11 protein-coding genes are annotated in these 13,360 nt (G+C 53.7%); 8 read left to right on the top strand and 3 right to left on the bottom strand.

The genetic code is table 11. The annotated features are described in order from the left end of the window. The first annotated feature begins 9 nt into the window (after window positions 1-9). The 4 genes from MKY96_RS18800 (at window position 10) to MKY96_RS18785 (ending at window position 7,410) form a co-directional block, all read left to right on the top strand. On the top strand, window positions 10-1,872 hold the full coding sequence (locus tag MKY96_RS18800; RefSeq protein WP_340942309.1) for a cache domain-containing sensor histidine kinase: 1,863 nt from the start codon (window positions 10-12) through the stop codon (window positions 1,870-1,872). After that, window positions 1,865-3,511, top strand: coding sequence for a response regulator transcription factor (locus MKY96_RS18795; protein WP_340942308.1), 1,647 nt, complete (start codon window positions 1,865-1,867; stop codon window positions 3,509-3,511). The genes MKY96_RS18800 and MKY96_RS18795 overlap by 8 nt, the downstream gene beginning before the upstream one ends. 122 nt (window positions 3,512-3,633) lie before the next feature. Next, window positions 3,634-4,959 (top strand): ABC transporter substrate-binding protein, encoded by a 1,326-nt coding sequence (locus MKY96_RS18790; RefSeq protein ID WP_076079030.1) that lies wholly within the window; start codon window positions 3,634-3,636, stop codon window positions 4,957-4,959. Between the two features lie 354 nt (window positions 4,960-5,313). Then, window positions 5,314-7,410, top strand: coding sequence for a glycoside hydrolase family 36 protein (locus MKY96_RS18785; RefSeq protein ID WP_340942305.1), 2,097 nt, complete (start codon window positions 5,314-5,316; stop codon window positions 7,408-7,410). 399 nt (window positions 7,411-7,809) lie between these two features. Here the strand turns inward: MKY96_RS18785 and MKY96_RS18780 are convergent, their stop codons facing one another. The 3 genes from MKY96_RS18780 to MKY96_RS18770 form a co-directional block, all read right to left on the bottom strand. Continuing rightward, window positions 7,810-8,118 carry a hypothetical protein gene (locus MKY96_RS18780; RefSeq protein ID WP_340942304.1) on the bottom strand — a complete coding sequence of 103 codons (309 nt, stop codon included), beginning with the start codon at window positions 8,116-8,118 and terminating at the stop codon, window positions 7,810-7,812. Window positions 8,119-8,135: 17 nt separating this feature from the next. After that, window positions 8,136-8,771 (bottom strand): hypothetical protein, encoded by a 636-nt coding sequence (locus MKY96_RS18775; protein ID WP_340942303.1) that lies wholly within the window; start codon window positions 8,769-8,771, stop codon window positions 8,136-8,138. A 143-nt stretch (window positions 8,772-8,914) separates the two neighbouring features. After that, the gene (locus MKY96_RS18770) at window positions 8,915-9,334 is read right to left on the bottom strand and encodes a MarR family winged helix-turn-helix transcriptional regulator (RefSeq protein WP_340942301.1); all 420 of its coding nucleotides are present in this window, start codon (window positions 9,332-9,334) and stop codon (window positions 8,915-8,917) included. A gap of 385 nt (window positions 9,335-9,719) precedes the next feature. Here MKY96_RS18770 and MKY96_RS18765 point away from each other — a divergent pair, with 385 nt between their 5' ends. The 4 genes from MKY96_RS18765 (at window position 9,720) to MKY96_RS18750 (ending at window position 13,278) form a co-directional block, all read left to right on the top strand. Beyond that, window positions 9,720-9,977 (top strand): AbrB/MazE/SpoVT family DNA-binding domain-containing protein, encoded by a 258-nt coding sequence (locus MKY96_RS18765; protein WP_036721536.1) that lies wholly within the window; start codon window positions 9,720-9,722, stop codon window positions 9,975-9,977. A 173-nt stretch (window positions 9,978-10,150) separates the two neighbouring features. Continuing rightward, complete coding sequence (locus tag MKY96_RS18760) at window positions 10,151-10,879, top strand: HAD family hydrolase (protein ID WP_340942300.1); 729 nt, start codon at window positions 10,151-10,153, stop codon at window positions 10,877-10,879. A gap of 270 nt (window positions 10,880-11,149) precedes the next feature. After that, window positions 11,150-11,890 (top strand): response regulator transcription factor, encoded by a 741-nt coding sequence (locus tag MKY96_RS18755; protein WP_340942299.1) that lies wholly within the window; start codon window positions 11,150-11,152, stop codon window positions 11,888-11,890. Window positions 11,891-11,928: 38 nt separating this feature from the next. Further along, window positions 11,929-13,278: an FAD-dependent oxidoreductase gene (locus MKY96_RS18750; RefSeq protein WP_340942298.1), complete on the top strand. Its 1,350-nt coding sequence runs from the start codon at window positions 11,929-11,931 to the stop codon at window positions 13,276-13,278. Window positions 13,279-13,360: the final 82 nt, after the last annotated feature.

Below are 13,360 nucleotides of genomic sequence, written 5' to 3'. Positions count from 1 at the left end.
GAGAGCATCATGAGAAAAGTGTGGAGTAAGCTGATAGAGCCACTGCTTGCGCGGGTATCCCGCCGTCTGGCTAACAAGCTGATTCTGTTGTTTACGATTATTATCATCCTGGTGGTCAGTTCACTCACCTACATATCCTATAGCATGCTGCAGCGGGAATCGGTCGATAACAGCATTGCCAGTACGGGCAATAACCTGCTCCTGGTCGGACGGAATCTGGAGAGCTACCTGAGCGGGGTGGAGCAATTGTCTCTGCCGCAGATCTCCTACGATGAGTTCAATTATGCGCTTCTGCATGAATCAGAAGATTACAGCTCCCGGATGTACGTGGAGGATTATCTGCGGAATTTGTATTTTTCGCGCAATGATCTGGAGGCTGTATATCTCTATGTAATCAAGGAGCAGAAATATTATTATGTCACCAAGGAGAACTATAACATCACCGTCCGCGTATCCGAGCATCCGCCTATTGATGACCTGCCGTGGTATAAGCGGGCGCTGAAGAGTCCGTATAACCGTTCCTATCAGTCGTTCGTGGAGGAGCAGACGGCCAGCGTGAACAGCGCCGATTACCCTGTTAACCATAACAAGGTGTTCATGGGCTACCACCGGCTGATCCGCTCCATCGTGTCACGCGAGCCGCAGGCGGTATTATCGCTATATTTGAACGCTTCTGTGACCGATGAGATTATGCGGGATATCCCGTTCAGCACCGGAGAGCATCTGATGTATATCAGCCCGGACGGGGAGCCCTTCAAGGTGGATGATACGGAATTCTACCGGGAGAGCAAGGAGGCGGGACTGGCGAAGCTGCTGACACCGGAGCAGAAGGGACGAGTAACCTGGTCGGACAAGGGGCAGAAGTACCTGGTAATCTATGATATCAGCCAAAAGGAGGGCTGGAAGCTCGTTAAGCCGATTCCCTACACTCAAATCTATGAAGCAGCTACAACGACGCGTACGTTAAGTGTGGCGATTGGCCTGCTGTTCCTGATCGTCTCTGTGGTGCTGGTCAGCTTCACCTCGAACCGGATTACTCATCCGCTGAAGAATCTGTCGCTCCAGATGCAGCGGTTCAGTACCGGGAGCTTCGATGCGCAGGCTTATGTTGCAGGCAAGGATGAGATCGCCTACCTGTCGCGCCATTTCAACAAGATGGTCGAGAAGACGAATGAGCTGATCAATGAACGCTATAAAATGAAAATCGTTGAAAAGAACGCCGTCCTTAAAGCCCTGGAGGCTGAAATTAATCCCCATTTCCTGTACAATGCGCTCCAGGCGATCTCTACCAAGGCACTCAAGAACAACAATGACGATATTGTCGAGATGGTGGACAACCTGGCCCTGACCCTGCGATACTGCATTAGCGGCAAGGATGTCGTGCAAGCAAGGGAGGAGCTGCGGCATATTGAGCGGTATCTGGCGCTGCAGAAGGCGCGGTTCGGGAGCCGGATGCAGGTGGTGTACGACTGGGATGAGAGCCTGATGGAGCTGCGGATTCCCAAGCTGTCGATCCAGACACTGGTGGAGAACTGCATCAAGCATGCGCTGGAAAAGGTATCGAGTACGGTTACCATCACCATTGAGGCGCGTATCACCGGCACACACAGCGTCATCTCTGTGCTGGACGATGGTCCGGGCATCCGCGGAGAACGGCTGGAGCAGGTGCTGAGCTCCCTTCAGATGCAGTGGGAGGACCGGGCAGCGGACACGGCCGAAGAGGACGGTATGGAGAGTATCGGGCTGAAGAATCTGAATACCCGGCTGAAGCTTTTGTATGGGGAAGAGTCGGGTCTGGTCATTCATAGCACAGAGCAGGGAACACGAATGGATATGCGGCTGCCGCGGGGAGGAGTAGGACAACATGTATAGAGTGCTGATTATTGATGATGAGGAGCCGCTGCGCGAAGCGATCCACATTCTGGGGGATTGGGAGGGTCTCGGGGTCAGCGAGGTGCGGGAGGCGACAGACGGGAAGGCGGGACTTGAGCTGCTGCGCCGTGAGCGGTTCGATCTGGTGCTGGTGGATATGAAAATGCCGGAGCTGAGCGGAGCCGAGCTGCTGCAGATTGCCGAGCAGGAATTCCCGGACCTGCTGCTGATTGTGATCAGCGGCTATAATGATTTCGAGTATACGCGCCAGGCCATCCGCTCGAAGGTGGTGGATTACCTGCTGAAGCCGGTGAACCGCACAGATCTTAACCATGCGCTGCGCAAGGCGGTGGGGGTGCTGGAGGCCAAGCGGAAGCGGGAGAGCGAGTTCATAAGCCGCAATATTACACTCAATATGTCGCTGCCGAAGCTGAAGGAGAAGATGTATCTGTCCATCATTGACCGGAGCTTCAAGACCCAGTCCAATGAGGCTTTTCTCCCGCTGATCGGGGCGGACGGGGCGGCCAGCCACTTCGCTGTCGGCCTGCTGCGGATGCTTAATCTGGAGCAGGTGCGTAAGGAAAGATTCCATGGGGACCGGGATCTGCTGCATTTTGCCGTAACGAATGTGATGAACGAGAACACGGACGGACAGTTCGAGTCGTTCAGCTTCGCCAGCCCCAAGGGGGAGCGCGAGTTCATTGCCATCTTCACCATGAAGGGCGGGTATGAAGCGGATGCAGCCTTCCTGTCGCTGCACCATATGAAGAAAGCAGCCTCTACCTTGAAGGAGCTGTTCGGGATCATCTGTGCAGGCGGAATCGGGGAGCCTTACAGTGATTCGCTCAGCATTGCCGCTTCTTATGAGCAGGCCAAAGCATCACTGGATACGATTGACCTGCTCAGCCTGAGGGGCAGTCTGATTGTGCAGGGCATCGTGATGAATCCCGCAGCGAAGGATATTCCCTCCCTGACCGGGCGGATGCCGCAGATCCGCAGTGCGCTGGAGGGCGGGAATGTGAATCATGCCCGCAGCATCCTCAGCGAATTCATCCGCAACTGCCAGGAGACGGAAGGGTTCACGCTCGGGGAAGCGGACCGGACCCTGCAGGGCTTTCTCTTGCTGCTGGGCGAGATTGCTGCCCAGCTGGATGCCATGCCGCCGCAGATCCGCAGCGGGAAGGACAGCAGCCTGGCATCTCTGGGCATCCTCAGCGACTTCTCTTCCTTTGAGCAGTTTGCGGGCGTGCTTAACAATATCTTCGACCGTTATGCGGGCGAGATCAGCCGGACAGTGGCCGGAGACCGCAGCAGCGTGCTGGAGAATATCAAGGCGTATATTGATAACCATTATTTCGAGGACATTAAAATATCGATGTTCACGGAACAATATTTCCTCAGCAGAGAGTATCTGATGAAGCTGTTCAAGGGACAATACGGCTACGGCATTCACGAGTATGTGCAAAAGGTAAGGATGGACAAGGCCAAAGCGCTGCTACGCGACCCTGCCCTCAAAATTCAGGATATCTCTGAAATGCTGGGATACAAGGACAAGAACTATTTCAGCAAGGCTTTCCGCAATTACTATGATTGCTCCCCTTCTGAATTCCGGCTGCAGCTGCCAGGGGTAGAAAAGTGAAACGGTTACATGGACACTTTTTTACCCTCATCAGTTCACTTATGTACATTCTTATCCTTTTTCTTTTTATTTAGAATGATGAGCAAGACCACAAGATGCATAAGGAAAAAGGGGGCAACATCATGTTAAAACGATTCATGGCATTATCTGCGAGTCTGCTGCTGGTGGGCGGACTGCTGGCCGGCTGCGGCGGAAATAACACCAATAATGCCGCTAACAACACGGGTGGAGCAGCTGGTTCAGGCAATACACCAACGGATTCCGCTAAGCCCGTCACGATTAATATGTTCACCGCCTCTCCCGAATACACGGATGCCTTCAATGCTTATATTGCGGAATACAAGAAGGTTAAGCCGAATGTTACGATCAATCTGGAAATCATGCAGGCAGACTACAATACGGTGCTGAAGTCCAAAATTGCCGCCGGCAGCACACCGGATGTGTTCCAGACCACGGCGGGCGGGGATATCGATACTTTTGCCGAATACAGTGCCGATCTTACCAATGAACCGCTGGCCGCAGCGATGACGGATGCCGTCCGCTCCAACATGAGCTCTACAGATGGCAAAGTCCTCGGACTGCCGGTGAAGGGCAACCTGTTCGTCCTGATGTACAACAAGAAGCTGCTGGCCGATGCCGGCATCACTGAAGTGCCTAAGACAACTGCTGAAATGGACGATGCGATTACCAAGCTTGAAGCCAAGGGCATCACCCCCTTCGCCAACGCCTACAAAGAGTGGTGGGTATGGAAGCATATCTTCCAGCACTTCGTAGATGCCGCAGCGACCGATGCCGGAACGGATGCTAAGACGCTCGTAGCGGACTTCATCGCCGGGAAGACGACCTTCAAGGATCATCCGGTGCTGAGCGATAACTTCTTCAGCTTCATTGATACAACGGTTAAACACGGAACAGACAAGCCGCTTGAACGCGACAGCAATGCTGAGGTCAGTGATTTCGCCCTGGGCAAAACAGCCTTCATGACCGGTAAAGGCGCGTGGGATGAAGAAGCGATTAAGAAAATCACCCCTGACTTTGACCTCGGCATCGCCGGGTATCCTGTCAGTGACAAACCGGAGCAGTCCCAGATCATCACCGGTGCCGACCAGGCACTGCGGATCAATAAGGATTCTGCGGTAGCGGCAGAGACGATTGAGTTCTTCAACTGGCTGTATACTTCCGACTACGGGAAGAGCTGGTTCTCTAACGTAGCCAAGGTCATTCCTCCAATCAAGGATGCGCCGATGCCTGACCTGCAAATGCCTAAGGAAATGGAAGAAATCCTGAAGACGGAGAAATCCGGCGACCTGTCGGTCAACTACTCGCTGGATACGTTCCACCAGAAATTCGGTGAGCTGATGCAGGCTTATATCGGCGGCAGCAAGACGAAGGATCAGGCGATGGATGAAATTCAGAAGGCCTGGATTCAATTCGGGTCTGCGGAATAAAATTAGGATTAAGGATGGCCTCTGAGGATTGCTGAGAGGCCATCTTTCTATGTAACGCGGATTAATCGGCGGGGGAGGTTGTAAGTGGCTGGACGTAACTGCGTGAGCTTTGGATTTCCGGCCGCTGTTATGTTTGGATTTCCCGATTTAAACTGCTGGCCGCAGTAGAAATCCAAACATAAAGGCGGGCGCTGCCGCTCCTCCAATTCCAAACCTCCCTCCGTTACTTCGCCACTTACACGAGCACCGCAGGAAAATTAGGAGTTACGAATAGAAGAGATGGCCTCCTAATCAGGGGAGGCAGAAAAAGAGGGAATCAAGGACAACATCCTTTATAAGGAGGGTAAATCAGATATGCAGAGCAGGCTCATAGACATAGCCGAGAACGGGCTTTATCTTACAATAGAAATTACAGCGGAGCAGGATGTGCGGCTGCTGCATTTCGGCGCAGCGCCGCTGGAAGCAGGGAGCATAGAAGACAAGCATAAGGCAAGCTTCCGGCTGCTGGAACTGCAGCTGTCGGGGGAAGACCGGGCGGAATATCACGGGCGGACGCACCGTGCATCCTATCCGGGATTGCGCATGGTGTATGACGGGCACAGGGACACGGTGAATCCGCTGGGACGGAAGCTGGAGCTTACGCTGGCTGACCCGCTGACGGGTGTGAAGGCAGTACAGCATTATCAGTTCTATACTGGTGTGCAGATTGTCCGTTCCTGGACAGTGGTTCGAAATGAAGGCGGTGCGGAAGCGGCTGTGGAGTATATCTCTTCATTCGCACTCACTGGGGTGGACAAAGAGGGCAGCGGAGACCGCAATGACAAAATCGAAGTGAGTATTGCTCACAGCGGGTGGCAGAGTGAGCTGCAGTGGAAAAGCTACAGCCTGCCCGAGCTGGGCATGTCCCATCTCGCCGATCGTGGCTCGAAGCGGGTTGCCGCCAGCAATACCGGCTCCTGGTCGGCGGCGGAGCTGCTGCCAATGGCTGTGCTGCGCAACAAGGAGAGCGGGACAAGCTTGTTCTGGCAGATTGAACATAACGGCTCCTGGCACTGGGAGCTGACGGATCAGGCAGATCAGCTTACGCTGCTGGTCAGCGGACCTACGGAACATGACAACCACTGGTGGTTGAAGCTTGCCCCTGGCGAAGCGTTCACCTCCGTGCCGGTGGCCGCAGGTGTAGTAGAGGGCGGGTTCGGAGAGGCGGCAGAGCAGCTTACCGCGTACCGGCGGCTGATCCGCAGACCGAATGAGGATAATGAGCTGCTGCGGGTGATTTTCAACGACTACATGAACTGCCTGTGGGGAAGCCCGACAACGGAGAAGCTGCTGCCGCTGATTGATGCTGCTGCCGAGGTTGGCTGTGAATACTTCTGCATCGACGCGGGCTGGTATGCTCCCGGTGAATGGTGGGACGGGGTTGGGGAATGGGAGCCTTCGGCTGAACGCTTCCCGGAAGGCATCAAATACGTGCTGGATGTGATCCGCAGCAAGGGGATGATTCCGGGTCTGTGGCTGGAGCTTGAGGTGATGGGTATCAACAGTCCGAAGCTTGCGGAGACCGACGACAGCTGGTTCTTCATGCGCCATGGCAAGCGGGTCAAGGACCGCAGCCGCTATCAGCTCGATTACCGTAATCCGGCGGTCATCAAGCATGCTGACAGCGTGATTGCCCGGCTGGTCGGGGAATACGGCGTCGGGTATATCAAGATGGACTATAATATTAATGCAGGCATTGGCACGGAGACGGCGGCGGACAGCTTCGGGGATGGTCTATTGCAGCATAACCGCGCTTATCTGGCCTGGCTGGACAGCATCTTCGCCCGTTATCCGCAGCTCGTCATCGAGAACTGCTCCAGCGGCGGGATGCGGATGGATTACGCCATGCTCAGCCGCCACAGCATCCAGTCTACCAGTGACCAGGAGGATTATGTGAAGTATGCTGCCATTGCTGCAGGCTCTCCGGCTGCACTGACTCCCGAGCAATCGGCAGTCTGGTCGTATCCGCTGCGCGAAGGCGACGATGAAGAGGTCATCTTCAATATGGTTAACTCGCTGCTGCTTCGCGTTCATCAGAGCGGCCATCTGGCCGAGCTGACGCCAAGACGCCGGGCGCTGGTGAAGGAGGCGCTGGATTATTACAAGTCTATCCGCGCCTGTATTCCGCAAGCCTTCGCCTTCTGGCCGCTCGGTCTGCCTGACAGTGGAGGGGAATGGGTCAGCTTCGGCCTCCGTCATGGAGACATCCGCTATATTGCTGTATGGCGGATTGCCGGAGAAGCGGCTGCGGTTACGCTGCCCGTTCCTGAGCTGAGGGGCCGCGAGGCGAAGGCCCGGTGTGCGTATCCTGAGGCGCACGGGTCGCAGTGGAGCTGGGACGCTGTGGAAGGCAGCTTGACCGTTACGCTGCCCGCTGGCAAGATTGCCAGGCTCTTTGAGCTTCGTTCATAGGGCCGGCTTCGCACACCTAGAAGAGGCTGAACAGCTGGTACGGAGTGATTCGCATACAAACAGGGGTATTTCTGCACCGGAGAATGGCTGCTGAAATACCCCTTTTTGGCTACCTGTTTAGGAAATTATGATTTTCTTCTGATGTGGATAAGTGGCACACAGGCATGCGGCCCGAATGTATGCGAAAAACAGCATACATTTGCTGGCACGCAGGCCATGAGGCCCGAATGTATGAGAAAAACAGCATACATTTGCTGGCACGCAGGCCATGAGGCCCGAATGTATGCGAAAAACAGCATACATTTGCTGGCGCGCAGGCATGTGGCCCGAATGTATGCGGAAAACAGCATACATTTGCTGGTACGCAAGTAATCTTATTCACCCGTAAGGGTGATTTGGCTACCTGATGAAGCTTAGGCTTTTCAGCAGCAAACGGCGGGTGTAATAAAAGGATAAGAGAAGGAGGAAAGCGAGAACTAGGCTGAAGGGCAAGCTGAGAAAGACCGGGACCGAATAGGTCGGGGTCAGATTCATCCCTATGGCACTGACTCCGAAGGTCCGCAGCAAGCCGGCTATCGGAGCGATGACGGCACAGATGAGGCTCCCGGCCACCCAGACGCCCAGCACGGGCAATGCAAAGAGGATGACGAATCCTTTTGCCAGATAGTTCAGCAGTATAGGCATTGCACCAGAAGAAGAAGATTTCATGTCGTGTACCTCCAACGTTATGTATTCATCTGAATAATCTTGCCTACCTGGGAATGTGGATGAATCGTCAGCGTCTCCCGGTAACGGATCTCCCGGATGGAGCATCCCGGCCCGAGCGTAACATTCTGTCCGCACACAAGGTCTGCCTGCGTCCGGTATAGGGTGAGGTCAGCCCCTTCAATGATCCCGCAGCGCAGCTTGCGGAAAGGGCTCAGCGGAATAGGGAGCAGCCTGGAGGAGGGCGACACGATAATAGCACCTTCTGAGGTCATGTGCCTGATCTTGCACAAGGCCCCCGGCTTGATGCGGATGGTTCCCGTGCAGGACAAGCGGTCTATACGTACGCAGCCCTCAGCTTTGAATTCTTCTGCGGCAACCTCACCGGTAACAGACAGGTATCCATTGGCTGTGATGCTCACGCCCCTGAGTTCAGGAACGCGCAGACTGCCGAAGCTGCTTAGCTCCTGCGTATTGCAAGATAACCCTATGGAGCATTCTCCTCTAAGCCTCAGGCGTGCTGTGGTCAAGCTCCCGCTGACATGCAGGTGGCCCAGCACTTCCACTTGGGAGGCGTCCATATCCCCCCGGCAGATCCGGGAGCCGTTGATTTTAAGAGGTGTATTGACCGCAGGTGTCGGGTTCAGTGCAGGCATAGGTTCATTCACCGCCGTTTTATACTATTTTAGTAACTATAATATATATTAAATGAAATATTTAATCAATATATGTTCTTCAACAAAAAAACTGCACTCCCCGATAGGAAATGCAGTCTGTGCTTAAAGGATAGCCGTTGATGCTACTGTAACATTCCGCCCATCAGCTCATCGATCCTCTGCAGGGCTGCCGATATGTTGTCAAGGTCAGTCAATGCAAAGGTGTCGAAGAGAGAAAGGATGTGCTGCTTGCCTGATCCGGTGAGAACAATATTGACGACTCTGCGGTCTTCCTTCGTGCGCACTCTCTCGATGTATCCCAGATCCTCCAGCTTATCGCACATGAACGAAGCGGCTCCCGGCGTAATGACTAGCCGCTCTGAGATATCCGTAATATTAAGAGAGCCGGTGAGCTGCAGCAGGAACATCAGCATGATCTGGTTCTGCGAGAGTGACCCTTTTTTCGTAATCCGGTCTATGAACGCCTGTGATTTCTGCTGCACGCTGGCCATATGCTCCATGACGGTATAGACGGCTTGCTCTTTCTCAGCTTCTTTGCTCATGGAAACACTCCAATATAGTATATTACGTAAAATATATAGATTGTATATCTTTCTTGTCAAGTAAAGGAAGAGCATAGTTCCTAAGGAGCAGCCGTAAGTTAAGGGGAGAACTGCTTCAACCATACCCCTACAGCATTCCGGGCAAAAATTGAATGAAAAGAATAAAATGGATATAAAACGGTTTCGGTTATAGATTTGTCGAAAAAACTCTAAACTTTGTCGAATATTTTGTCGATAAATATCAAAAGATGTAGAAATAAAATTGACAGGAAAGAAATAGCACTTTACAATGCAATTATAGAGTAATCATTTCTACTTATTAGAAGCTTTGATAGCTTTTAACACCGAATGATGATCCAAGTGTTATTTCAAGGGAGGATGCATAATGATGAAAGCAACTGGCATAGTAAGAAAAGTAGATGAACTGGGACGTATTGTGATTCCGATTGAGCTGCGCAGAACAATGGGAATTGACATAAAGGATCCGCTCGAAATTTTTGTGGACGGCGAAAAGATCATTCTCAGAAAATATGAACCTACTTGCATCTTCTCCGGAAGTTCCGAGAACCTGATCAACTTCAAGGGTAAGATGGTCAGCAAAGATGTTCTTGATGAACTGATCTCAAGTTTCGACAACGTATAAGTTAAGGCTCTGAGGCAGTAGGCAGTATGAACAGAAGGGACCGCAGTGTAAGCACGCTATGTGTTTGCACTGCGGTCCCTTTCTGTAATTAGGGGTTCGTAGACAACATCTGCTGCTTCCTATATCATTAGGGCGTGTGACCGAAGAACAATTGGGAAGGGATGATTCACCTCATGAGCAACGAAGAACAGACACAGGCGGGGAACAGACCGCTGCCGAACTTAAACCAGCCGGAAGCCATCGTATTTGATATGGATGGTACGCTGTTCCAGACAGAGAGCCTGTTATTGCCCGCCTATCATAAAATGTTTGATATTCTGCGGGAAGAAGGCCTGCATTCCGGCCCGACTCCGCCGGAGGAGCGCATTCTGGGCAGTCTAGGCATGCTGCTTGCGGATATCTGGAAGAACGTAATGCCGGAAGCGGATGAGGCGGTACACCGCCGGGCGGATGAACTGCTCCTGCAGCTGGAGATTGAGGGGCTGGAGGCCGGAGGGACAGTCCTGTACCCTAAGGTAGTCGAGACGCTGCGTGCGCTGCACACGCGCGGAGTGAAGCTGTTCGTAGCCAGCAACGGGCTGGAGGATTACATCCATAGCATCGTTGTCGTACACGAGCTGAAGGACCTGTTCGAGGGGCTGTACAGTGCGGGCGGCTCGGGCACGGCAACGAAGACCGAGCTGCTCGGCCTGCTGCTGGACAATCACAAGATCGGCAGCGCCTGGATGGTCGGGGACCGTTCCTCCGATGTACAGGCGGGCAAGGGCAACGGACAGACCGTTATCGGCTGCGCCTATGCCGGCTTCGGGCGGCAGGATGAGCTGAAGGGCTCGGATGTCATTATCTCATCATTCGATGAATTGATTGCGCTGTATGATAACAGCACAGCGCAAAGCCTGTAATCAGCCAGGCCAGAAGCGGGCTGTGTATATACAAGCAAGCACAACCGGATGTCATTTCCGCCGTACTACAGGCGTGAAGGGCATCCGGTTTCATATCTTGCGGAGCGCAAGCGGATACATCTCGAAATTTCATACCTTTTCTCGAATGAGGACCGTTTCATTGAAGGTGCTCAAATTTTATACTGGTACTGTAAGCGTTTCACCAGGAATGAGCCTCAGAAGCCTGGCGAAGCGCAGCGGCGGCCAGATGCTGTATTTGGAGGGATAGGGTTGCACAAGCTGTTTCTGGTTGAGGATGAAGCCCTGATCCGTGCGGGCCTCAAGCATTTGATTGAGGAGGTCATCGGCGGCTTTCAGGTGGTGGGTGAGGCAGAGAACGGAAGAATTGCACTGGAGGCACTCAAGAGTGTGAAGCCTGATGTCCTGATCTCGGATATACGGATGAATGAAATGAACGGCCTGGAGATGATCCGGCGGGTTCGTGACCAGTACCCTGAATTGTATATCCTGATTCTGAGCGGGTATGCCGATTTCGAATATGCAAAGCAGGCCATCAAATACGGCATCAGCGATTATCTCCTGAAGCCGGTTGACCGCACGGAGCTGGCCCAGGCCTTAGGGGAGTTCAAGCGCAAGCATGGCGCCCGGAATGCTCTGCCGGGCCAGCCGGAAGAGGGGGAGACCGACCAGAAGGGCAGGCAACTGATCCGTAAAGTGAAAGAATTGGTGGCCCAGCGGCTGGATCAGGAAATTTCGCTGCAATATATGGCGGAGCAGGTGCATCTGAATCACCAGTACCTGTCGGTGCTGTTCAAGACGGAGACCGGACAGAACTTTACGGATTATGTCTCCCGGTGCCGGATGAACCGGGCCAAGCAGCTGCTGAAGGAGACGAATCTCAAAATCTATGAGGTTGCCAAATTATCCGGCTACCTAAGCTCGAAGCATTTCATGGCGGTATTCAAGGACTATGCCGGCTGCACCCCAACGCAATACAGGGAGCAGCAGTAATGTAACCGTTCACTTTAGAAGAAGAAGGAGGAGCAAGGATGCGTAAATATGAAGTGGTTGTGGCGGGAGGCGGGGTTTCCGGCTCCATTGCGGCTATCGCAGCAGCAAGAGCAGGCGCCCGGACGCTGATCATCGAGGCGGGGGGGTTCCTGGGCGGCACCCTGACTGCTGCGGGCGTAGGACCGATGATGACTTTTCACGCGGGGGATAAGCAGGCTATCCAGGGAATCACCGATGAGCTGATTCAGCGGCTCCGGGCGCTCGGCAAATCGCCGGGGCATATCCCGGATGCGACGAATTACACCTATTCGGTGACACCGTTCGATGCCGAAGCGATGAAATACGAGCTGGATCTGATGCTGCAGGAGAGCGGAGGCGAGGTGCTGTATCATACGATGCTGGCCGGTGCTGAAGTCTCCGGCAGACACATTACATCGCTTACCTTGTGCAATAAAGCCGGGCTTAGCAGGGTCTCGGCGGATGTATTCATTGATGCTACGGGGGATGGTGATCTGGCGGCCTGGTCCGGCGTCCCGTTCACCAAAGGGCGCGAATCCGACGAGCAGTCGCAGCCGATGACCCTAAAGATGAAGATGAGGGGAGTAGACACAGAGAAGATCAAGGCGTATATCCGCGGGCACCGTGAGGACTTTCCGCGCATGAATCTGGATATTACGGTGATGGACTCGGCGGCCAGACTCTCTGTCGTCGGCTTCGACAAGCAATTCCGTGAAGCGAAGGCGCGCGGTGAGATCAGTATTCCGAGAGAGGATGTGTTATTCTTCGAGACGAGCAATCCCGGTGAGATTATCATGAATACAACGCGCATTCTCGGCAAGGACAGCACAGACCCGTGGAGCCTCAGCGAGGCCGAGATTGAGGGCCGCAAGCAGTGCCGGGAGCTGGAGCTTTTTCTGAAAAAGTATATTCCCGGCTTTGAAGAATCAGTGGTCGTCTCCACAGGCCCGTCCATCGGCGTACGCGGCTCCCGCCAGATCAAAGGAGTGTATACACTGACTGCGCAGGATATTCTCTCCGTGAAGCCCTTCGAGGATGTGATTGCCCACTCCGGGTATCCGATTGATATTCACAGTCCGGACGGCGAGGGAACCGCAACAGATCATCTGGAGTGGGGCACGATGTACGGCATCCCTTACCGCTGCCTGATCACAAACGAGATCGACAACCTGATCGTGGTCGGACGATGCCTCTCGGCTACCTTTGAAGCCCAGGCGGCTGTGCGGACTACACCGACGGTAGGCGCAATCGGGCAGGCGGGCGGTACGGCGGCGGCGCTGGCTGTCCGGGAAGGAGTTCCAGTGCAGCAGGTGGATTATAAGAGCTTGCAGGAGATGCTTGTGGCGCACGGTGCTTATCTGGAGGTGTAAATTAATTCTTATAACAACGATAATCAGAGTAATTATAGCAGAGAATATTCATTGATTTAGGATGTATCACTCACACGATTTT

Origin of the sequence: Paenibacillus sp. FSL R7-0302 (genome assembly GCF_038006885.1) — a bacterium.
Classification (GTDB): Bacteria; Bacillota; Bacilli; order Paenibacillales; family Paenibacillaceae; genus Paenibacillus_AQ.
Note: the sequence above shows the minus strand (reverse complement) of the source record. Positions and strands in the feature narration are given on the sequence as shown.